The organism is Flavobacterium sp. (assembly GCF_031381455.1).
In the GTDB taxonomy this organism is placed as follows: domain Bacteria; phylum Bacteroidota; class Bacteroidia; order Flavobacteriales; family Flavobacteriaceae; genus Flavobacterium.
This window is the reverse complement of the sequence record NZ_JANMXZ010000025.1, coordinates 119,697-141,877: the sequence shown is the minus strand read 5'-3', so window position 1 is coordinate 141,877 and position 22,181 is coordinate 119,697. Positions and strand designations below refer to the sequence as shown.

At 35.5% G+C, this 22,181-nt stretch carries 16 protein-coding genes and 1 tRNA gene; 13 read left to right on the top strand and 4 right to left on the bottom strand.

The genetic code is table 11. From position 1 onward, the window contains the following. Window positions 1-78 precede the first annotated feature (78 nt). On the top strand, window positions 79-1,311 hold the full coding sequence (locus RMN97_RS07140) for a metallophosphoesterase (protein ID WP_309613831.1): 1,233 nt from the start codon (window positions 79-81) through the stop codon (window positions 1,309-1,311). 74 nt (window positions 1,312-1,385) lie between these two features. Next, complete coding sequence (locus tag RMN97_RS07135; RefSeq protein ID WP_136150834.1) at window positions 1,386-1,682, top strand: co-chaperone YbbN; 297 nt, start codon at window positions 1,386-1,388, stop codon at window positions 1,680-1,682. Here the strand turns inward: RMN97_RS07135 and RMN97_RS07130 are convergent. Beyond that, complete coding sequence (locus RMN97_RS07130; protein WP_309613830.1) at window positions 1,667-2,314, bottom strand: polysaccharide deacetylase family protein; 648 nt, start codon at window positions 2,312-2,314, stop codon at window positions 1,667-1,669. The two genes, RMN97_RS07135 and RMN97_RS07130, sit on opposite strands and share 16 nt — an antisense overlap. Window positions 2,315-2,547: 233 nt before the next feature. Continuing rightward, on the bottom strand, window positions 2,548-5,826 hold the full coding sequence (locus tag RMN97_RS07125; RefSeq protein WP_309613829.1) for a DUF2723 domain-containing protein: 3,279 nt from the start codon (window positions 5,824-5,826) through the stop codon (window positions 2,548-2,550). A 270-nt stretch (window positions 5,827-6,096) separates the two neighbouring features. Between RMN97_RS07125 and RMN97_RS07120 the strand changes: the two genes are divergently transcribed. Beyond that, a tRNA-Gln gene (locus tag RMN97_RS07120) sits at window positions 6,097-6,167 on the top strand. 58 nt (window positions 6,168-6,225) lie between these two features. On the opposite strand, the gene RMN97_RS07115 is transcribed toward RMN97_RS07120, so the two are convergent. Further along, on the bottom strand, window positions 6,226-7,050 hold the full coding sequence (locus RMN97_RS07115; protein WP_309613828.1) for a universal stress protein: 825 nt from the start codon (window positions 7,048-7,050) through the stop codon (window positions 6,226-6,228). A gap of 165 nt (window positions 7,051-7,215) precedes the next feature. Between RMN97_RS07115 and rimP the strand changes: the two genes are divergently transcribed. Genes rimP through infB form a run of 3 tightly spaced genes read left to right on the top strand, consistent with a single transcriptional unit; the run spans window position 7,216 to window position 11,750 of the window. Next, a complete protein-coding gene (gene rimP / locus RMN97_RS07110) occupies window positions 7,216-7,683 on the top strand; it encodes a ribosome assembly cofactor RimP (RefSeq protein ID WP_309613838.1) in 468 nt (155 codons plus the stop codon). 7 nt (window positions 7,684-7,690) lie between these two features. Continuing rightward, complete coding sequence (nusA, locus tag RMN97_RS07105; RefSeq protein ID WP_136150830.1) at window positions 7,691-8,932, top strand: transcription termination factor NusA; 1,242 nt, start codon at window positions 7,691-7,693, stop codon at window positions 8,930-8,932. A gap of 37 nt (window positions 8,933-8,969) precedes the next feature. Then, window positions 8,970-11,750: a translation initiation factor IF-2 gene (infB, locus tag RMN97_RS07100; RefSeq protein WP_309613827.1), complete on the top strand. Its 2,781-nt coding sequence runs from the start codon at window positions 8,970-8,972 to the stop codon at window positions 11,748-11,750. 71 nt (window positions 11,751-11,821) lie between these two features. On the opposite strand, the gene RMN97_RS07095 is transcribed toward infB, so the two are convergent. Further along, window positions 11,822-12,211: an SPOR domain-containing protein gene (locus RMN97_RS07095; RefSeq protein ID WP_309613826.1), complete on the bottom strand. Its 390-nt coding sequence runs from the start codon at window positions 12,209-12,211 to the stop codon at window positions 11,822-11,824. A gap of 216 nt (window positions 12,212-12,427) precedes the next feature. Here RMN97_RS07095 and RMN97_RS07090 point away from each other — a divergent pair, with 216 nt between their 5' ends. The 7 genes from RMN97_RS07090 to RMN97_RS07060 are packed head-to-tail and all read left to right on the top strand — an operon-like array spanning window position 12,428 to window position 22,158. After that, window positions 12,428-13,765 (top strand): c-type cytochrome, encoded by a 1,338-nt coding sequence (locus RMN97_RS07090; protein ID WP_309613825.1) that lies wholly within the window; start codon window positions 12,428-12,430, stop codon window positions 13,763-13,765. 33 nt (window positions 13,766-13,798) lie between these two features. Continuing rightward, on the top strand, window positions 13,799-16,864 hold the full coding sequence (locus RMN97_RS07085) for a TAT-variant-translocated molybdopterin oxidoreductase (protein WP_309613824.1): 3,066 nt from the start codon (window positions 13,799-13,801) through the stop codon (window positions 16,862-16,864). A gap of 31 nt (window positions 16,865-16,895) precedes the next feature. Continuing rightward, a complete protein-coding gene (nrfD, locus tag RMN97_RS07080) occupies window positions 16,896-18,305 on the top strand; it encodes an NrfD/PsrC family molybdoenzyme membrane anchor subunit (RefSeq protein ID WP_309613823.1) in 1,410 nt (469 codons plus the stop codon). An 8-nt stretch (window positions 18,306-18,313) separates the two neighbouring features. After that, window positions 18,314-18,847, top strand: coding sequence for a DUF3341 domain-containing protein (locus RMN97_RS07075; RefSeq protein ID WP_309613822.1), 534 nt, complete (start codon window positions 18,314-18,316; stop codon window positions 18,845-18,847). Between the two features lie 7 nt (window positions 18,848-18,854). Continuing rightward, window positions 18,855-19,415 carry a cytochrome c gene (locus RMN97_RS07070; protein WP_309613821.1) on the top strand — a complete coding sequence of 187 codons (561 nt, stop codon included), beginning with the start codon at window positions 18,855-18,857 and terminating at the stop codon, window positions 19,413-19,415. Window positions 19,416-19,442: 27 nt separating this feature from the next. Beyond that, window positions 19,443-20,954, top strand: a complete 1,512-nt coding sequence (locus tag RMN97_RS07065; RefSeq protein ID WP_309613820.1) for a quinol:cytochrome C oxidoreductase — start codon at window positions 19,443-19,445, stop codon at window positions 20,952-20,954. A 19-nt stretch (window positions 20,955-20,973) separates the two neighbouring features. Further along, the gene (locus RMN97_RS07060; RefSeq protein ID WP_309613819.1) at window positions 20,974-22,158 is read left to right on the top strand and encodes a cytochrome c oxidase subunit II; all 1,185 of its coding nucleotides are present in this window, start codon (window positions 20,974-20,976) and stop codon (window positions 22,156-22,158) included. Window positions 22,159-22,181 lie beyond the last annotated feature (23 nt).

Sequence of the window (22,181 nt, the reverse complement as noted above, 5' to 3'; positions counted from 1 at the left end):
AAATTAAATCAATGTTAAAAAAGATTTAATAACTTCAATAGCATTAACTTTCTTTGTTAATTTGTTAAAAAATTAAAAATGGGTTTTCGCTTTCTAATTCTTTTCGTAATCATCGCCATAGTTGAGTTGTATGCTTTTCAAGCTATAAAAACAGTTACTAAATCCAAATGGATTTTGATTGGCTATGCCGTAATTTCACTCGCAGCGATAGTATTTATTACTTATGAATTATTTAAGTTTGATAGAAGTGTTGGACAAACCAAGACGACTTTAATTACTTTAGGATTGTTGCTTTTAGTTTTGCTTCCAAAAATAGTGTTGACATTTGTAATGCTTTTGGAAGATGTTTTCCGATTTTTAATGGGAACAGTTACCCATTTTATGGGTCATAATTCGGATAGTTTTTTGCCCGAAAGAAGGAAATTTGTTAGTCAGGTTGCCATAGGATTGGCAGCGGTTCCTTTTCTTTCTTTGATTTACGGAATGACGATTGGAAAATACAATTACAAAGTAATCCGACAAACCTTGTTTTTTCCTGATTTACCCGATGCCTTTGAGGGTTTTAAAATCACTCAAATTTCAGATATTCATAGCGGTAGTTTTGATAATGAAGAAAAAATTAGATATGCCATTGATTTAATCAACGAGCAAGAAGCTGATTTGTTATTGTTTACCGGAGATATTGTGAATGCCAAAGCGGATGAAATGCATCCGTGGATTGATATTTTTAACGGAATAAAGAAATACGAGTACGGGAAATATTCCATTTTAGGAAACCATGATTATGGTGCTTATTTAGATTGGAAATCGGAAAAAGCAAAAGCAGAAAACTTTGAAGCCATAAAAGATTTACACCGCCAGATTGATTTTAAATTGATGATGAATGAAAACGTTAAAATCAAAAAAGGGAATGATGAGATTGCATTGATTGGCGTAGAAAACTGGGGAAAACACTTTGGTGAATTTGGCGACATAAACAAAGCTTCTGAAAATTTAACCGAAACAGATTTTAAAATCCTAATGAGTCACGATCCAAGTCATTGGGAATATATTATAAAGCAACATCCAAAAAATATCCAGTTGACACTTTCGGGACACACACACGGAATGCAATTTGGAATAGAAATTCCGGGTTATTTTAAATGGAGTTTGGCGAAATACATGTACAAACAATGGGCAGGATTGTACGAAGAATTTGGAAGATCTATTTATGTAAACCGCGGTTTTGGATTTCATGCCTATCCAGGACGAGTAGGTATTATGCCTGAAATAACTGTTTTTGAACTAAAAAAAGGAGAAAAAGTAGCATAATTAGTTAAAAATGCTACATTTGTGCTTTACTATTTCTTTTAAGCTATAAAAAGAATTAAAAACATTTTGGTTTTATGTCAAAATTTGGAGAATTAATCAATGCTCAAGTGCCTGTGTTAATTGACTTTTACACAGAGTGGAACGAATCTTCAGTTTCTATGCATCCGGTTATCCGAGATGTAGCCGCTGCGCTTGGTGATAGAGCAAAAGTGATAAAAATTGATGTAGATAAAAATCAGGAATTGGCTGATGCACTTCGCATAAAAGGATTGCCAACCTTGATGATTTACAAAGAAGGTCAAATGGTTTGGAGACAATCAGGAGAATTGGATGCAAATACCATTATTGGATTGGTTCAGGAGCAACTATAATCAATTTTATCACAAACAAACCCTTTTTCTTTTAAGAAAGCTAACGTTTTAGGCAAAACACATTTTAGGTTTTGCTCCGCTTTTTGGCTATCGTGAAAAACAATGATGCTTCCGCTTTCTATATTTTTTAAAACATTATCCAAGCATTCTTCAGGAGTAATGGTTTTATCAAAATCCATGCTTAAAACATCCCACATTATTATTTTGTAGCCCAATTTCCGTAAAATTCTGGATTGAGAAGGTTTAATCTTCCCATAAGGCGGACGAAAGAGATTATTGATTGCTGGTTGGTGATTGCAGATTGCAGATTGACAAAGTTGGGTGTTTACAATATATTTAGCTGTATCTGTTTTCCATCCTTTCAGATGGTTAAAAGTGTGATTGCCAATAGCGTGCCCTTCTCGGATTACTTTTTGGAAAATTTCCGGATGTTTTTCAATGTTGTTTCCGATGCAGAAGAAAGTGGCTTTGGCCTCGTATTTTTTTAGCTGTTCCAATGTCCATTCGGTAATTTCCGGTGTTGGACCATCATCAAAAGTTAGGAATACTTTATTTTCACGATTAGGAATATCCCAAACATAATTTGGAAAAATCCTTTTGATAAAATAATTTATTTTCACCCAGAAACTCATACGCTAAATATAAAAAAAATGTGTCAAATGATTTCTCACATGACACATTTTATAGTTTTTCTAATTTCTATTTTTAACCATATAGAACCATAGTTTTTATGAAAATTCTTGAGACGTTTAACTATAGATAGTTAATCATAGCTTTGTGAACCAAGACCCGAGCGATAGCGAACTGGCGAAGCAATTGGCCTATCCAATCCTTTTTTCTATGTTTCTATGTGGTTTGTCTTTTGTTATTCTAAATCTCTTCCGAAACGGGTAAATCGTTGTACGAGAGAGTTAAAAACCGGTTTATTTTTGTTGTAAAATGCTACATCACCGCGTTCTTTCATTACGATTAATAAACTTCTATAACGTTCAATATCCGTGATAATATCGGAGGCAATTCCGTTTTGAATTGACGGCTGAATATTGGAATAATAGGTTAAATTTTGTTTGTATTTAGTCATTAATCGTTCTAATAATTCTCTGGCTTTGGCTTTTTCACCAAGTTCGTAATAACCGCCAGCAAATGGTTCCACCATGGTGTAATAACCATAATAATCCATTGGCATTTTATTTAAAGCTACATCGATGACTTTTTTGGCTTTATCTTTTTTACCTTCATTAATTAATTTTTCCATTAATCGCGCCATGTTGGTTCTGTACGAAATGCTGTTTTTACGAGTTTCAGGATCGTGATAGATGGAGGTTAAGTCGCCATTACCCCAACGCCATTTCATAACTAAGTCATACATTTTATCGCTATCAATATCACCCATGTCGTATGGGTTTTCTTTATCGATAGGCGTTTTTATTGGCACTAATTTATAAACCAATCCATCAAGTTGAAGATAGTCTTTCATCCAAAGATAATCGTCATCGCCAAAGCTTCCACCGGTAAAATAAATTGGGCGTTTCCAATCGTTGTTAGCCAAAACATCTAAAGCCATCAAACGGTTTTTATACATGGCACTTCCTTTAATATCTAAGTCGATGTATGATACAATTGAATCATAATACTTCGGATTAACTACCTTGTTTTTGATGATGTTGCTTTTGTCAATAGGAATCCTGATTTTATTCGTTGGATAAAAATGGATGGTTTGTCCGTTTGACATTTCAACTGTTGATTTTGGGTTTTTGATAAAATCAATCCAAGCTTTTATTTCCCAGCGCGCGTCCGTTTTTGGAATGTGGGCAACATAATCCAGTTTATCCCCAACATACTCGCTATGTTTGAATGATATTGGTAAACCGTCCGATTTATAGGTTTTGAATTTCATTTGGTCAATATACCAATCGGTCATGAACAATTGCGTATTCACGATTTTAATATCGGTTCTGATGCCTTCAATTTCTTGGGCGTACCAAAGCGGGAAAGTATCATTATCACCAATAGTATACAGAATAGCGTTTTGATCGCATGATTCGAGGTAATTCTTTGCCATGGCAATTGCGGTGTATTTTTTGGCACGAGAATGATCATCCCAGTTTTGAGAAGCCATTAAAATAGGTGCCGCCAAAAGACAAGCTCCAATTACAATTGGTCCAACCAATTTTGATTTTAATTTTTCGGATATGATTTCATAAATAGCGTAAACGCCAAAGCCAAGCCAAAGAGCAAAGACATAGAACGAACCAACTAGTGCATAATCGCGCTCACGTGGTTCAAAAGGTCTTTCGTTTAAGAATATTTTTAAGGCAATACTGGTGAATAAAAACAAGGCTAGCAGCACATAAAAACTCTTTAAATCTTTTTGGGCATGATACATCAATCCTATCAAACCAATAAAGAATGGCAAGAAGTAATACAAGTTTCTGCCTTTATTGTTTTTAACATCATCAGGTAGGTTTTCCTGTGTTCCTTTGCCAAGATGAATTTCGTCTATAAACTTAATTCCGCTTAACCAATTGCCATCAAGATTGTCATATTTTCCTTGAATATCATTTTGTCTTCCAACAAAATTCCACAGCAAATACCTTCCATACATATAGCCAAATTGGTATTCCACCATGAAACTTAAATTGTCCCAAGTCGATGGTTTTTCCACAATTATATAGTCGCTGTATTTTTTTAGGAACGAAACATAATCTTCGTTGTCAATTTTTTTCTGAGCGTAAGCCGATTTAAATTCAGAAATAGTTTTGCTCATTTCGTCTTTTAACTGACCAACTGCCATGGCAACTTGTTCTTCGCTTAAACTATCGATGTTAACACCATATTGAGCTAAGTCTTCTTCATAAGGATAATTTTGATTTAGTTCCACTTTGGGAACGTCTGTAAACTGAATGTAATTATCTATATGGTCAGTACTCCAAAGTCGGGGAAGAATTGCTTTTTGCGCATTGTCACTATTTTGTTCTGCTTTGATATAGTTGTTTACAATGACATATTTCCCTGTTTTATAATCTCTTTCATAGTTGGGCGCTTTGTCTAAATAAGGTTCATCTTTATCTAAACCGGCAAAAGTATCTGTGTATTGTGGGCCGTAAAATAATGGGTTTACGCCATATTGTTCTCTGTTATAATAGGCTAAAACTTCGGCTGCATCGGAAGGTTTGTTTTCATTGATAACTACATTGGCATTGGCGCGAATTGGCAACATCATCCAAATAGAAAAACCGATAAGTACAAAAAGAACACATAATAATCCGGTGTTATAAAACGGATGCCCTTTTTCTCGGGTGTATTTTAACCCAAAATAGAAGAATGCAACAATCAATAGAAGTGCAAATATAGTTCCTGAGTTGAATGGCAATCCAATGCTGTTAACCATAAAGATTTCCATTTTACCAAAGAATGCTAATGTATACGGCAATAATAATTTGAAAATGAATAATAAAATGGCAACAATTATAATGTTAGCAATGATGAAATTCTTGATGGTAATGGTTTTGAAATTTTTAAAGTAATACAAAAACCCAATAGCAGGAATGGTCAATAATGCCATAAAGTGAACACCAAACGAAAGTCCGACCAGTAATGAAATCAACAACAACCAACGATTGCCTCTTGGCGTATGCATGTCTTGTTCCCATCGTAATCCAAGCCAAAACAATAGGGCAATTAATAATGATGCCATAGCATATACTTCGGCCTCAACCGCACTTGACCAAAAACTATCTGAAAAAGTAAAGGCTAATGAACCAACCAAAGAACTTCCTAATATAACAATTGCTTTGCTTCTATCAATTTCGGTGTATTGGGAAACTATTTTTCGCAATAATATTGATGATGACCAAAACATAAACAAAATAGTAAAGGCACTTGAAAAGACAGACAACATATTTACCATCAAAGCGATGGTTTCTTTGCTTGTGGCAAACATGGCGAAGAAAGCTCCCAGAATTTGGAACAATGGTGCTCCAGGTGGATGACCAACTTCCAATTTTGCGGCTGTTGAGATATATTCTCCACAATCCCAAAAGCTCATGGTAGGTTCAACGGTTAACGAGTAAGTAATTAAGGCAATTGTAAATGTTGTCCATCCTAAAATGGTATTCCACTTATCGAAGTTAAAGTTCATCATATAGATATGAAATGAAGGTTTTTATTTAATGTACAAAGAAACTATTTTTTTTAACGCAAGGAAACGCTCATGAACAAAATTTTCTCAAATAGGATAACGTGCTACTATCAAGTTTATTGTGATTCATATTGGATTGATTTCAGAGTTAGTTTTTATTTTTTATAGTTATTTATTTGTGTAAAATAAAATTTGTACTAAATTTGCACTCGCGTTAAGCAAAACGGCAGTTTCACTGAACACCGCTGACAATATTGCTTCGTGAAGTAAAGCTGGTCTATGGTGTAATGGTAACACAACTGTTTTTGGTGCAGTCTTTCAAGGTTCGAGTCCTTGTAGACCAACAAAAAATCCTCTCAATTTGAGAGGATTTTTTGTTTTTATAACTTTAAGAAACAGCAACTATATTTTGAAAGTAACCACAGGACGCAAAGAATGATTTACCAAGTCTTCACTAATGCTTCCATTAAAAAAGTGTGAAAGTCCCTTTCTGCCATGTGTGCTAACTCCAATTAAATCGGCATCAATATGATCTGCAAAATGTAATATTCCGTTTTCAACATTCACATCATTATAAATATTGATAGTATATTTATTGATGGTGAAATTAGAAACAAAATTTTTCATGATTTCTTTTGCAACATGAGTAGGTTTAAAAGTACTTGGCGTATTAATCATCGCTAATTCTAATTCTGCGCCAAATTTGTTAGCGAATTCAACTACTTTAGCAAAAGGTTTTTTTATTTCGTCAGTGAAGTCAGAAGCGAAAACAAATTTAGATACATTAAACTCTTCAACTTCTTTTTTGATAATTAAAACAGGCGCTACCGAATTACGAACTACTTTTTCTGCATTTGAACCAATAAACATTTCTTTAAATCCGCTTGCTCCATGTGAACCCATTACAATTAAGTCAATATCATTTTTCTCACTTACTTTAAGTATTCCGTCAAATGCCAATTCAAATTGAATAATTTCGGAAACCTTTAATCCATCTAAACATTCATCATCCATCAAATCTTCCAATCTGTTGATTGCGGCATTTTTAAAAAGCATGATTTCAGGTAAATCATGACCGCTTCCAATAGCATCACCTGCTTGATGCGGTAATTCTAACATGTGTAGTAATATTATTTCACCACCATTTTTTCGAGCAATTTGCGAGGCAACTTTTAGTGCGTAATGAGCATGATTTGAAAAGTCTGTAGGAACTAAGATTTTTTTCATAATATAAAAAGTAAATTTTGGATTGGATTAACACAATAAAGATATTATTTTTTTTTTGATACGACAACAATTTTTGATTTATAAAAAAATAACTATATTTGCACCGTTATTTACCATTTAAACTAAATAATGAGGGAAGCAATGCTTCCCTCTTTTTATACAACTATGGCATTTAGAGATAAAATTTTAGAGTTATTGGAAGAAGGGTTAAAGGAAAGACCTTCATTGTTTTTGGTAGATTTAACGGTTACCGAAACATTCAAGATAATAGTAACTTTAGATGGAGATAATGGTGTAAATTTGCAGGATTGTATCGATATAAGTCGGGCAATTGATACTAATTTAGACCGGGAAGAACAAGATTACGCATTAGAAGTAGCTTCGGCCGGAGTTTCAACACCATTAAAACTGGTTAGACAATATCGAAAAAATATTGGAAGAACATTAAAAGTAAAAACAGCTACCGAAACTATAGAAGCACTATTAGAGCAGGTTTCAGATGAAAGCATTACGCTTTCCTGGACGGCAAGAGAACCAAAGAAAATAGGGAAAGGAAAAGAAACGGTTCAACACAAACGAGAGATTCCTTACTCAGATATAAAAGAAGCAATTGTTACAATAATATTTAATTAAATTAGGCATGGAGAATATTGCATTAATCGATTCGTTTTCAGAGTTTAAAGACGATAAACTTATTGATAGGGTAACGCTTATGGCGATTTTGGAAGATGTATTTAGAAACGCATTGAAAAAGAAATACGGTTCTGATGATAACTTTGATATCATTATCAATCCTGATAAAGGTGATATGGAAATCTGGAGAAGAAGAGTAATCGTTGCTGACGATGATCTAGATCTGGAAAATGAAGAAATTACATTAACAGAAGCAAGAAAAATTGAAGCCGATTTTGAAATAGGTGAAGAAGTTTCTGAAGAAGTAAAATTAATCGATTTAGGAAGAAGAGCTATTTTAGCTTTGCGTCAAAACCTGATTTCTAAAATTCACGAACACGATAACACTAATCTTTACAAACAATTTAAAGATTTAATAGGTGAAATTTATACTGCGGAAGTACACCATGTTCGTCCAAGAGTAGTTATTTTAATTGATGACGAAGGAAATGAAATTGTTTTACCAAAAGAAAAACAAATTCCATCTGACTTTTTCCGTAAAGGAGATAACGTTCGCGGAATCATCGAAAGCGTTGAATTGAAAGGAAATAAACCGCAAATTATCATGTCGAGAACGGCAGATAAATTCTTGGAAAAATTATTTGAACAAGAAATTCCAGAAGTTTTCGATGGTTTAATTATGATTAAAAATGTAGTTAGAATTCCAGGTGAAAAAGCAAAAGTAGCGGTGGATTCCTATGATGACAGAATTGATCCTGTTGGCGCATGTGTTGGTATGAAAGGTTCAAGAATTCACGGAATTGTTCGCGAATTAGGAAACGAAAATATTGACGTAATCAACTACACTACTAATTTGCAGCTTTATATCACAAGAGCATTAAGTCCTGCAAAAGTATCTTCAGTTAAAATTGACGAAGAGAAAAAAAGAGCCGAAGTTTTCTTGAAATTAGAAGAAGTTTCGAAAGCTATTGGTCGTGGTGGACACAATATCAAATTGGCCGGACTTTTAACAGGTTACGAATTAGACGTAATCAGAGAAGGTGCTGCTATTGAAGAAGATGATGTTGAATTAACAGAGTTCTCAGACGAAATCGATGGTTGGGTAATCGACGAATTTGCAAAAATCGGATTGGATACGGCAAGAAGTATCTTGAATCAAGATGTTGCTGATTTAGTGAGAAGAACCGATTTAGAAGAAGAAACCATTTTAGAAGTAATAAGAATATTAAAAGAAGAGTTTCAGGACTAATCTTTTAACGCACAATAGATAACATTAATAAGATTTTATGTCTGAAGGAAATATTAGAATTAATAAAGTTTTAAGGGAATTAAATATTTCTTTGGAAAGAGCTGTGGATTATCTTAAAGATAAGGGAATTGTCATTGAGGCAAATCCAAACACAAAAGTTTCCGATGATGTATATTCTATTCTTTGTGGACAGTTTGCCGGTGACAAAGGGAATAAAGAAGCCTCAAAAGGTGTAAGCGAAGAAATCAGAAAAGAAAAAGAAGCGCTTCGAATTGAAAGAGAAAAAGAAATCGAAGACAAACGCAAGCAAGACGAAGAACGTCAGCAACAACAAGAGTTGATTAAAGCGAAAGCAACGATAACAGCTCCAAAGCAAGTTGGCAAAATCGACTTAGAGCCTAAAGCACCAGCTGCTCCGGTTCAACCAGCAAAGCCAGTTATTGGCTCGAGCGACAGCGAACAGCCGAAGCAAAAGAAAGAAGTTAGCAATAAAAAAGAAGAAACACCAGTTGTTACTCCAAAAGAAGAAAAACTAGTTGCGCCAGTTGCTGAAGAACTAATTGATGAAACGCATACAACACAATATCAAAATCTTACCGGACCAGTACATACTGGACAAACAATAGATTTAGCGCAATTTAATAAACCCAAAAAGAAAAAAGAGGAGTTTAAAAAAGACGCTAACAAACCTGCAACTCCGGCAACTGGGCAAACTGCTCAACAAGCTGCGAATGCGAATGCCAATAAAAATAAAAGAAAAAGAATTCCGGGCAAACCAGAACCAGGGAAACCTGTTGTTGGTGGCGGAGGCGGAGGAAATGCTTTTGGACCAAACAAACCAGGTGGAGCAAAACCAGGCGGCGGCGGATTCCAAAAAGGAAATCGTCCTGCAATAGTTCAAAAAGTAGAGCCAACGGAAGAAGAAGTTAAAAATCAAATTAAAGAAACTTTAGAGCGTCTTCAAGGAAAAGGAAACAAATCTAAAGCGGCAAAATATAGAAGAGACAAGCGTGATACGCACCGTCAACGTTCAGAAGATGAGCAACAAGCATTAGACGAAGGAAGTAAAACAATCAAAGTAACAGAATTCGTTACGGTTGGTGAAGTCGCAACCATGATGGATGTTCCTATTACAAAAGTAATTGGAACATGTATGTCACTTGGAATCATGGTAACCATGAACCAAAGATTGGATGCGGAAACGCTATCAATAGTTGCTGACGAGTTTGGTTTTGAGGTTGAATTCATTACGTCAGACATTGAAGATTCGATAGAAATTGTCGCAGATAAAGAAGAAGATTTAGTATCTCGTGCACCAATCGTAACCGTAATGGGTCACGTTGACCACGGTAAAACATCGTTGCTGGATTATATTCGTAACGAAAATGTAATCGCAGGAGAATCAGGTGGAATTACACAACACATCGGTGCTTATGCCGTTACGCTTGAAGGCGGACAAAAAATAACTTTCCTTGATACACCGGGTCACGAAGCGTTTACCGCGATGCGTGCTCGTGGTGCTCAAGTTACCGATATTGCTATTATTGTGGTTGCTGCGGATGATGACATCATGCCACAAACCAAAGAAGCGATTAGCCACGCGCAAGCTGCTAATGTTCCGATGATATTTGCGATTAACAAGATTGATAAACAAGGCGCTAATCCTGAAAAGATTAAGGAGAAATTAGCCGCGATGAATTTATTAGTAGAAGATTGGGGTGGAAAATACCAATCGCATGATATCTCTGCTAAAAAAGGAACAGGCGTAAAAGAATTATTAGAAAAAGTATTGCTTGAAGCTGAAATATTAGACTTAAAAGCAAACCCAAATAAACCTGCTGTTGGAACTGTTGTGGAAGCACAATTAGACAAAGGAAGAGGATATGTATCAACAATATTGGTACAATCCGGAACTTTGAAAGTAGGAGATTATGTATTGGCAGGAAAAAATCACGGAAAAGTGAAAGCCATGCATGATGAAAGAGGACATACCGTTATGACTGCCGGACCATCAACACCAATATCTATTTTAGGTTTGGATGGTGCGTCAACGGCTGGAGATAAATTTAACGTATTTGAAGACGAAAGAGAAGCAAAACAAATTGCAACGAAACGTTTACAGTTAATGCGTGAGCAATCGGTTAGAACACAGCGTCATATTACCTTAGCGGAAATTGGTCGTCGTATTGCTTTAGGTCAATTTAAAGAATTGAATATCATCCTTAAAGGAGACGTTGACGGTTCTGTAGAAGCACTTTCGAGCGAGTTTTCTAAATTGTCTACGGATGAAATCCAAATCAATATTATCCATAAAGGTGTTGGAGCGATTACCGAAACTGACGTGATGTTGGCTTCAGCTTCTGATGCGATTATCATCGGATTTAATGTTCGTCCAGCTGGAAATGCCCGTCAGTTAGCACAAAAAGAAGAAATCGATATCAGAAGTTATTCTATTATTTACGATGCTATCAACGACTTGAAAGACGCGATGGAAGGAATGCTTTCCCCAGAAATGAAGGAAGAAGTTACCGGTACAGCAGAAATCAGAGAGATTTTCAAAGTATCTAAAGTGGGAACTATTGCAGGATGTATGGTTACCGATGGTAAAATCTTTAGAAATTCTAAAATCAGAATTATTCGTGAAGGCGTTGTTATTTTCACAGGTGAATTGGCTACGCTGAAACGTTTTAAAGACGATGTGAAAGATGTTGCTAAAGGATATGATTGTGGTATGCAGATTAAGAATTACAACGAAATTGAACAACTTGATTTAATTGAAGCTTTCCAGGAAGTAGAAGTGAAGAAAAAGATGAAGTAATAAATGAAAATCCCGAGCAATCGGGATTTTTTTATTTAACTCTATTCTGTCTTTCCCGCGCAGGCGGGAATCTATTTATTCGGTTTAATCAAAAACGCATTCGGATATTTTTTCTTTAAATCGTTGAGGTTTTTTTCAGCTTCAATTCGGGTTTTGTAATTACCTACCCAAACTTTATATAATGGCGTGCTGAAAACAATAGTAGCATCAATATTTTTGTTTTCTCTTTTAAAATCAAGCAAGGCTTTTTTAGAATTTTCAGTATCACCGTTAAAAATCTGAATTTTATAGCGGTCATTTATCGTTATGGAACTGTTTATTTTTCTTTTTTCGTTTAAAAGCTGCTCAAACTTCGGATCTTGACTTATACTTACTTTTGCCGCTTGACTATAGCTTTTTTGAGATATAAACACAAGAGTAACAATGGCGAAAAAGAATTTTATTTTTTTTAAAAAGGTCATAATTGTTTGATTTTTATACAAATGTAAAACTAATAGAATTAAACTGCAGTCAAAACATTATTTAGAATTAATATAAATTGATATTTAAGATATATTTAAGGTTTTGAGAATAGTTCATAAGTCGTATTTTTGTGCAAGTTTTTAATAAAGCGTCGATTTTTAGCCGAAAACCGTCAGAAAAAATCATGCCAACAATAGACGATAATTACTTATTATATGAAAAAAGTGGGTAACCATAATTCGATTTCAAGGAAAATAATCTACAGTTTAGCTCTAATGCTAACATTCTCCTTCACTTCATTTTCACAAGCAACTCCGCCAGCAGCCGCTACACCAGCAACTGCAACAGCCACAGCAGCACCAGCTGCAACTGCTGGAGGCGACGCAGTAGCAGGAAAAGCATTGTTTAACGCTAATTGTGCAGCTTGTCACAATCTGGACAGAAAAATGACTGGTCCAGCATTAAGAGGTGTTACGGGTCGTCATGCCAGAGAATGGTTTTATCCATGGATTGCCAATAGCTCTGCCATGATTAAGTCAGGTGATGCAGATGCCGTTAAAATATTTAATGAATATAACAAGTCAGTAATGACTGCGTTTCCTCAATTGTCTAAACAAGATGTAGATAATATTTTAGCGTATACAGATGAGCCAAAACCAGAACCTGTAAAACCACCTGGAGTTGTTGGTGTACCTGGAACAGGAGTCGACAATAGTGGAATTTCCAATAATGTTATTCTTGGTGCTTTGTGTTTAGTGTTGTTGATGTTGGTTGTCATGTTGTTCTTTGTGAACAATGTTTTGACTAAGGTTGCCAAAGCAAATGGTATTGAAGTTGCTGAAAAAGAAGCCAGATTACCGATTTGGAAAGCATTTGCCAAAAATCAATTTTTGGTTTTAGTTTCTGCTATATTCTTATTATTAGCGAGTGGATTTTTTGTGTACGGTTTCTTAATGCAAATTGGTGTTGATCAGGATTACGAACCAATTCAACCAATACATTACTCTCACAGAATCCACGCAGGAAGCAATGGTATCGATTGTAAATATTGTCACTCTTCAGCAAGAGTCAGCAAACACGCAGGTATTCCATCCTTGAATGTTTGTATGAACTGTCATAAAAATATTGCTGAGGTTTCAGATACTACAGCAACGCCAGAATACTCTAAAGCATTCTACGATGGAGAAATTAAAAAATTATACACAGCAGTAGGTTGGGACGGTTCAAAATATACCGGAAAAACTAGTCCAGTGAAATGGGTTAGAATTCATAACTTACCTGACTTTGCCTATTTCAATCATTCACAACACGTAACGGTGGCTGGAATTGAATGTCAAAAATGTCACGGTCCGGTTCAGACTTATGAAATCCAAAAACAATTTGCTCCATTAACTATGGGTTGGTGTATTAAATGTCACCGAGAGACCGATGTGAAAATGGAAGGGAATGCCTATTACACAAAAATTCACGATGAACTTTCAAAACGTTATGGTGTAGACAAATTGACTGCAGCACAAATGGGAGGAATCGAATGTGGTAAGTGCCACTACTAATAAAATAATTTAAGAAGCTAATATTTATATACGATGTCATCGAACAAAAAATACTGGAAAAGTGTTGAGGAACTAAACGAAAATAGTTCTATTGTTGAGGCGCTTAGAAATAATGAATTTGTAGAGGAAATTCCAACTGACGAATTTTTATCTGACAAAGATGCATTATCTTCTTCTTCAACTACTCGTCGTGATTTCTTGAAATACGTTGGATTTACAACTGCAGCTGCAACATTAGCAGCTTGTGAAGGTCCAGTACACAAATCGATTCCTTACGTTTTGCAACCGGAACAAATCATTCCAGGTGTTGCTGATTTTTATGCGACTTCTATGTTTGATGGTTTTGACTTTGCTAATTTATTAGTAAAAACCCGTGAAGGACGTCCAATTAAAATAGAAAACAACACTATTACCGGCGCGAAGTTCGCTGCCAATGCAAGAGTTCATGCCTCTGTATTATCATTATATGATAGTATGCGTTTGAAAATAACCAAGGTTGCTCAAAAAGACGCTACTTGGCAAGAAGCTGATTTGAAAATAAAAGCAAGTTTAGCGGATGCAAAAGCTAAAGGTGGACAAGTTGTTTTATTGACAAATACATTAGCAAGTCCATCAACTGAAAAGTTAATCGCTGAATTTATCGCTAAAAACCCAACAGCAAAACATGTTGTTTATGATGCTGTTTCTGAATCGGCTGCATTAGATGCATTCGAAGCAGTTTATGGAGAAAGAGCTTTGGCAGATTATGATTTTTCAAAAGCAAATACTATAGTTTCTCTTGATGCTGACTTTTTAGGAGATTGGCAAGGTGGAAGTTATGATTCTGGTTATGCAAAAGGAAGAGTTCCTCAAGCCGGAAAAATGTCAAAGCACTATCAGTTTGAAGCAAACATGACTTTGTCTGGAGCTGCAGCTGATAAGCGTGTTCCAATGACAATTGCTAACCAAAAACAAGCTTTAGTTAAAATATATAATCTAATTACAGGATCTGCGGTACCAACCGGAAAAGTTGCTAACGAAGATGTAGTTACGAAAGCAGCACAACAATTAAAAGCTGCCGGAACCAAAGGACTTTTAGTTTCAGGTATTCAAGATAAAAATGCACAATTATTAGTTTTAGCTATCAATCAAGCTATAGCTAGTGAAGCATTTTCGACTATCGGGACACGTCAAATTAGAAAAGGTTCTAACGAAAAAGTAGCTCAATTAGTTGCTGATATGAATGCAGGAAGTGTTCATACATTAATTATGAGTGGCGTAAATCCAGTTTACACTTTAGCCGATAGTGCTAAATTTGTAAGCGGATTGAAAAAAGTAAAATTATCGGCTGCCTTTTCTTTAAGAGAAGATGAAACAGCTTCAATCACAACTATTGCAGTACCAGCACCTCACTATTTAGAGACTTGGAACGATCTAATGTTGACCAAAGGAACGTATTCTTTGACACAACCAACAATTCGTCCATTATTCAGCTCAAAACAATTCCAGGAAGCACTATTATCATGGAATGGAAACAGTGCTGATTATTATGACTACCTAAAAGCAAATGCTGCATCATATACAAATGGTGCTTCATGGAACCAAACGGTTCACGATGGTGTTGCAGTTGGAGCTTCTAGCGGAGCTTCTGCAAGTTCAGCAGAATATGCTGCTGCGGCAAACGCTTTGGCACAATCAAAACCAGCAAACGGATTTGAATTGGTATTGTATACTAAAACAGGTTTAGGTGATGGTCAGCAAGCTAACAATCCATGGTTACAAGAGTTTCCGGATCCAATTACAAGAGTGGCTTGGGATAACTATGTTACTGTTTCTCCAGCAGACGCTAGAGATAAAGCATTAGGTTTTGAAAATAAAATCGTTGCTAATGGTGGACTTAACGGAAGTTATGCAACACTTACGGTAAATGGAATAAAATTGGAAAAAGTTCCAGTTATAATCCAACCAGGACAAGCTAAAGGGACTTTAGGTTTAGCTTTAGGTTATGGTAAAAAAGTTGCATTAAAAGAAGAAATGCAAGTTGGTCTTAATGCTTATGCATTCTACGCAGGGTTCAACAATGTACAATCAGCTTCTATCGCCAAAGCAAGCGGAGAACATGAGTTCGCTTGTGTTCAGTCACAAAAAACGTTGATGGGAAGAGGCGATATTATCAAAGAAACAAACTTAACTATTTTCAATACTAAAGATGCTAAAGAATGGAATACTATTCCTATGGTTTCTTTAGACCACAAAGAAGTTCCGGCAACATCTGTAGATTTATGGGATTCATTTGATCGTTCAGTTGGACATCATTTTAATCTTTCAATTGACTTGAACGCTTGTACCGGATGTGGAGCTTGTGTTATTGCTTGTCATGCTGAAAATAACGTTCCGGTTGTTGGAAAAACAGAAATCAGAAGAAGTCGTGATATGCATTGGTTGCGTATTGACAGATACTATTCATCTGAAGAAACGTTTGCTGAAGACAACGAGAAAAAAGAAAACTTTGATGGTTTATTTGGCGAAAAAGGATCGTTAGGAGGATTTGGTGAAATGGAAAATCCAGCGGATAATCCACAAGTATCTTTCCAACCCGTAATGTGTCAGCATTGTAATCATGCTCCTTGTGAAACGGTTTGCCCTGTGGCAGCAACTTCACACGGTCGTCAAGGTCAAAACCAAATGGCTTATAACAGATGTGTCGGTACTCGTTACTGTGCAAACAACTGTCCATATAAAGTGCGTCGTTTTAACTGGTTCTTATATAACAACAACGACGAATTTGATTTCAATATGAATGATGATTTAGGACGTATGGTTCTTAACCCGGATGTAAACGTTCGTTCACGTGGAGTTATGGAAAAATGTTCTATGTGTATTCAAAAAACACAGTCGACTATTTTAACAGCAAAACGCGAAGGAAGAGAAGTAGCCGTTAATGAATTCCAAACTGCATGTTCAGCAGCTTGTTCAACAGGAGCTATGGTATTTGGAGATGTTAATAATAAAGAAGATCAAGTTACAAAACTATCCGAAGATAAAAGAATGTACCATTTATTAGAAAGTGTTGGTACAAAACCAAATGTGTTTTATCACGTTAAAGTTAGAAATACGTAGTATAAAAATATTAATTAAGAAATAAAGGAATATGTCGTCTCATTACGAAGCACCCATTAGAAAACCATTAGTTATAGGTGAAAAATCATATCACGATATAACTGTAGATATAGCTGCTCCAATTGAAGGAAGAGCTAACAAACAGTGGTGGACTGTATTTACTATTGCATTAATAGCTTTCCTTTGGGGAATTGGCTGTATCATTTATACCATTTCTACAGGTATTGGAACTTGGGGATTGAATAAAACAGTTGGTTGGGCTTGGGATATTACTAACTTCGTTTGGTGGGTAGGTATTGGTCACGCCGGAACGCTTATCTCTGCCGTGTTATTATTATTTCGTCAAAGATGGAGAATGGCAATTAACCGTTCTGCAGAAGCGATGACTATTTTCTCTGTAATCCAAGCGGCTATATTTCCGGTTATTCACATGGGTCGTCCTTGGTTAGCGTATTGGGTATTGCCAATTCCAAATCAATTTGGATCACTTTGGGTAAACTTTAACTCACCATTGCTTTGGGACGTATTTGCAATCTCAACCTATCTTTCTGTATCATTGGTTTTCTGGTGGACAGGATTGTTACCTGACTTTGCAATGCTTAGAGATAGAGCAATAACACCTTTTAGTAAAAAGATTTACTCTATATTAAGTTTTGGATGGAGTGGAAGAGCTAAAGACTGGCAACGTTTTGAAGAAGTCTCTTTAGTTCTTGCAGGTTTAGCAACACCATTGGTGCTTTCGGTTCACACGATTGTAAGTATGGACTTTGCTACTTCGATTGTACCGGGTTGGCATACTACGATTTTCCCTCCGTACTTCGTTGCAGGAGCGGTATTCTCTGGATTCGCGATGGTAAACACCTTGCTTATCATTATGAGAAAAGTATCAAATCTTGAAGATTATATCACCATACAACATATCGAATTAATGAACATTGTAATCATGATTACAGGTTCTATCGTAGGTGTTGCTTATATTACGGAGTTATTTATCGCTTGGTATTCCGGAGTTGAATTTGAACAATATGCATTCTTAAACAGAGCTACCGGACCTTACTGGTGGGCTTATTGGTCGATGATGACATGTAATGTATTTTCTCCTCAGTTTATGTGGTTCAAGAAATTAAGAACAAGTATTATGTTCTCTTTCATTATCTCGATTGTAGTAAACATCGGGATGTGGTTTGAGCGTTTCGTAATTATCGTTACCTCATTACACAGAGATTATCTTCCATCATCATGGACAATGTTCCAACCAACATTTGTAGATATTGGAATTTTTATCGGAACAATAGGTTTCTTCTTTGTATTATTCCTTTTATATGCTAGAACTTTCCCAGTGATTGCTCAAGCAGAGGTTAAAACAATATTGAAATCTTCAGGAGAAAATTTTAAGAGACAAAGAGAATTAGAAGGTCACAATCATTCAGATAAACATTAATAATTGCTATGAGTAGTAATAAAGTTATACACGCAATATACAATGATGATGATATCTTAATGGATGCTGTAAAGCAAACCAGAAAAGCGCATCACCATATTGAAGAAGTTTTTACACCATTTCCAGTCCATGGTTTGGATAAAGCAATGGGACTTGAACCAACACGTTTAGCAATTTGCGCATTCATCTATGGATGTATTGGTTTGACAGTAGCTACGACCATGATGAATTATATTATGATTCAGGATTGGCCACAAGATATTGGAGGTAAACCAAGTTTTGCCTACTATCAAAATATGCCGGCGTTTGTGCCAATTATGTTTGAGATGACCGTATTCTTTGCAGCGCATTTAATGGTTATTACTTTTTATATGAGAAGTAGATTATGGCCATTCAAACAAGCTGAAAATCCGGATGTTAGAACAACTGATGACCATTTCTTAATGGAAGTATCCGTAAAAGATAATGAAGAAGAATTGTTGAAGTTCCTAAAAAACACAGGCGCAGTAGAAGTTAAAGTAGTTGAAATTGATAAGCATTAATATAGATATGAAAAGTTTACTTAAAATAGCATTTGTATTAGGTATCGTTGTTTCCTTTTCGTCTTGTAAAGATAATTTGAAACCAAACTACCAATATATGCCAAACATGTACGAATCGGTGGCTTATGAAACCTATTCTGAATCTGATGCTTTTAATTCGCCAACAGGCTTAAAAGGGAAAGAAGGTCAACTTCCGCCAGACGGATCAATCAAAAGAGGATTTGTTCCTTACGGAATTCCGAATACAACAGAAGGATATGACTTCTCTAAAACAATTACAACATCACCGCTTGATTCAACAGTAGTTGATATGAAAAAAGCAGAAGAATTATATGGTATTTATTGTGCTATTTGTCATGGAGAAGCTGGAAACGGAATGGGGAAATTAGTGAAACAGCAAAAACTTCTTGGTGTACCAAATTACAAAGACAGACAAATCACAATAGGAAGTATTTTCCATGTTGAAACATACGGATTAAATTCAATGGGTTCTTACGCAAACCAATTGAATCAACAAGAGCGTTGGATGGTTGCTGCTTATGTTCTTGAACTTAAAAGCAAATTATAATTGTAGAACAAACAGATTGTTATAGATATGTATACATTTTCAAGTAAATTAAAAACCTTTTCTTTTGTCCTAATGATCGTTGGTATTCTTGGGATTGGTTATGGTTTTTTAACTGCACCAAAAACTGTTCAAGATATAGAGAAGATTCTAAAAGAAGAAGAAGCTCACCATGAAGGCGGACATGAAGCAGCAGCAACTCACGAAGCGACAGGAGCAGCATCTCACGAAGCAGCAGCTGCAACTCACGAAGAAACTGCTAAAGCAACTGAACACTCTACTTCTGTTGAGCACGAGGAAGCAGTAGCTGAAACTACTCATGATACAATTGCTAAAGATACTATAGAAGCTGCAGCAGTAGCTGAACCAGCTCATGCAGAACACGCTGAAAATAATGCGGAAGCACATGCTGTTGAGCACGCAGAACATGTTGAACACGTTTTTCATCAATTACAAAATAAACCATGGGCAGCAGTATATGTTGCACTTATATTCTTCTTGTTACTAACAATGGGTGTTTTAGCATTCTATGGCATTCAACAAGTGGCACAAGCAGGTTGGTCTCCGGTATTGTTTAGAGTAATGCAGGGAATTACGGCTTACTTACCAGTAATATCGATTATCTTCTTTGTATTTTTATTAGTATCCGGATTCCATCTTAACCATTTATTTGTGTGGATGAAAGAGGGAGTTACGGACCCAACTAGTCCTAATTATGACGAAATAATCGCAGGTAAATCAGGCTATTTGAATTTTGCTTTTTGGATTTCTAGAGCAGCGATATTCTTGTTAGGTTGGAATGTATACCGTTATTTATCTAGAAAAAATTGCTTGGCTCAAGACGAAGCTAATGATGATGTTTTCTACAAAAAGAACTTCAAAATGTCAGCGGCATTTTTAGTATTCTTCATAGTTTCTGAATCTATTATGGCTTGGGATTGGATTATGTCTATAGATCCTCACTGGTTCAGTACACTTTTTGGATGGTATGTTTTTGCCAGCTTCTTTGTAAGTGGTATTACTGTGATTCAACTGGTAACGATTTATTTAAAATCTAAAGGATATTTAGAAAATGTAAATTCTAGCCATATTCATGATTTGTCAAAATTTATGTTTGGTATTAGCGTTTTTTGGACCTACTTATGGTTTTCCCAATTTATGTTGATTTGGTATGCTAACATTCCAGAAGAGGTTACGTATTTCAAAACAAGAATTGAACTGTATAACTTACCATTCTTTGGTGCGTTTTTCATGAATTTCGTATTCCCAATTTTACTTTTAATTAATACCGATTTCAAACGTATTTATTGGATTGTTGTTATGGGTGGGATCGTAATTTTAGCTGGACATTATATCGATTTCTTCAATATGATTATGCCGGGAACAGTTGGAGACAGATGGTTTATCGGAATTCCTGAAGTATCAGCGCTATTATTTTTCTTTGGATTATTCATTTACGTGGTATTCGACGCTTTAACAAAAGCACCTTTGGTTCCAAAACGTAATCCTTTCATTGAAGAAAGTAAACATTTTCATTATTAATATTTAAAGTAAATTACAAATGACAACTCTTTTGGTACTTATAGTTGTAGTTTTATTGGCAGTAGCCTTGTGGCAGTTAACAAAGATATTCGACTTAACACAAGTCGGAGTAGTTGTTAATGACAGTCCCGTTGCAACTGATAATGATAATAAAGTAAATGGTTACTTGATGTTTGGTTTCTTGGTTTTCATTTACCTGACAACAATTTGGTGTCTTGTTTATTATGGAAAATTCCCTTTAATTGGTGATTCAGCCTCGGAACACGGACCGCAACTTGATAATCTGATGGTTATCACTATGCTTCTTATCTTCATCGTACAAACTATTACACAAGCCTTATTGCATTACTTTGCCTTCAAATACAGAGGAAGACAAGGACAGCAAGCGCTTTATTTTGCAGATAGTAATAAATTAGAATTTATCTGGAGCGTCATTCCAGCTATTGTTTTAGCAGTATTAATTCTTTACGGATTGTATGCTTGGACAAATATTATGTTTGTGGATGAAAAAGATGAAAAAGATGCGATTGTTATCGAATTGTACGCACAACAATTTAAATGGGAAGCAAGATATTCTGGTAAAGACGATGTATTAGGGAAAGCCAATGTAAGATATATTGAAGGTGTAAATAATTTAGGAGTAGATTTATCAGATCCAAATGCACAGGATGACTTTACTTCCTCGGAATTACATATCCCAAAAGGAACAAGAGTTATATTCAAATTGCGCTCACAAGACGTATTGCATTCTGCTTACATGCCACACTTTAGAGCCCAAATGAACTGTGTTCCGGGTATGGTAACCAACTTCTCATTCATTCCATCACTTACTACTGCTGAAATGAGAGAAAACCCGAATATGGTTGAAAAGGTTGCCAACATCAATAATATCAGAGCTAAGAAAAGTGTTGATTTAGTTGCCAAAGGTGAACCAGCTCTCGATCCTTACACCTTTGATTATTTATTGTTGTGTAACAAAATTTGCGGTGCATCTCATTACAATATGCAAATGAAAATTGTTGTTGACACACCAGAAGAATACAAAGCATGGTTAAAAGAAAATTCGCCAAAAACTATTGTATTAGCGGTCAAAAATGCAGTTGCAGAAGCAAAAGCAACTGAAGCTGGAGCAACACAAACAAAGGATTCAACAAATGCAATGAGCAAAGACACTACTGTAGTTGCCCAGGCAGAAATGAAATAATTTATAAAATTTAAAGTTTACCT

Coding starts and splice junctions, on each gene's coding strand:
- RMN97_RS07140 (WP_309613831.1), top strand. CDS start 79: ATGGGTTTTCGCTTTCTAATTCTTTTCGTAATCATCGCCATAGTTGAG.
- RMN97_RS07135 (WP_136150834.1), top strand. CDS start 1,386: ATGTCAAAATTTGGAGAATTAATCAATGCTCAAGTGCCTGTGTTAATT.
- RMN97_RS07130 (WP_309613830.1), bottom strand. CDS start 2,314: ATGAGTTTCTGGGTGAAAATAAATTATTTTATCAAAAGGATTTTTCCA.
- RMN97_RS07125 (WP_309613829.1), bottom strand. CDS start 5,826: ATGATGAACTTTAACTTCGATAAGTGGAATACCATTTTAGGATGGACA.
- RMN97_RS07115 (WP_309613828.1), bottom strand. CDS start 7,050: ATGAAAAAAATCTTAGTTCCTACAGACTTTTCAAATCATGCTCATTAC.
- rimP (WP_309613838.1), top strand. CDS start 7,216: ATGGCATTTAGAGATAAAATTTTAGAGTTATTGGAAGAAGGGTTAAAG.
- nusA (WP_136150830.1), top strand. CDS start 7,691: ATGGAGAATATTGCATTAATCGATTCGTTTTCAGAGTTTAAAGACGAT.
- infB (WP_309613827.1), top strand. CDS start 8,970: ATGTCTGAAGGAAATATTAGAATTAATAAAGTTTTAAGGGAATTAAAT.
- RMN97_RS07095 (WP_309613826.1), bottom strand. CDS start 12,211: ATGACCTTTTTAAAAAAAATAAAATTCTTTTTCGCCATTGTTACTCTT.
- RMN97_RS07090 (WP_309613825.1), top strand. CDS start 12,428: ATGAAAAAAGTGGGTAACCATAATTCGATTTCAAGGAAAATAATCTAC.
- RMN97_RS07085 (WP_309613824.1), top strand. CDS start 13,799: ATGTCATCGAACAAAAAATACTGGAAAAGTGTTGAGGAACTAAACGAA.
- nrfD (WP_309613823.1), top strand. CDS start 16,896: ATGTCGTCTCATTACGAAGCACCCATTAGAAAACCATTAGTTATAGGT.
- RMN97_RS07075 (WP_309613822.1), top strand. CDS start 18,314: ATGAGTAGTAATAAAGTTATACACGCAATATACAATGATGATGATATC.
- RMN97_RS07070 (WP_309613821.1), top strand. CDS start 18,855: ATGAAAAGTTTACTTAAAATAGCATTTGTATTAGGTATCGTTGTTTCC.
- RMN97_RS07065 (WP_309613820.1), top strand. CDS start 19,443: ATGTATACATTTTCAAGTAAATTAAAAACCTTTTCTTTTGTCCTAATG.
- RMN97_RS07060 (WP_309613819.1), top strand. CDS start 20,974: ATGACAACTCTTTTGGTACTTATAGTTGTAGTTTTATTGGCAGTAGCC.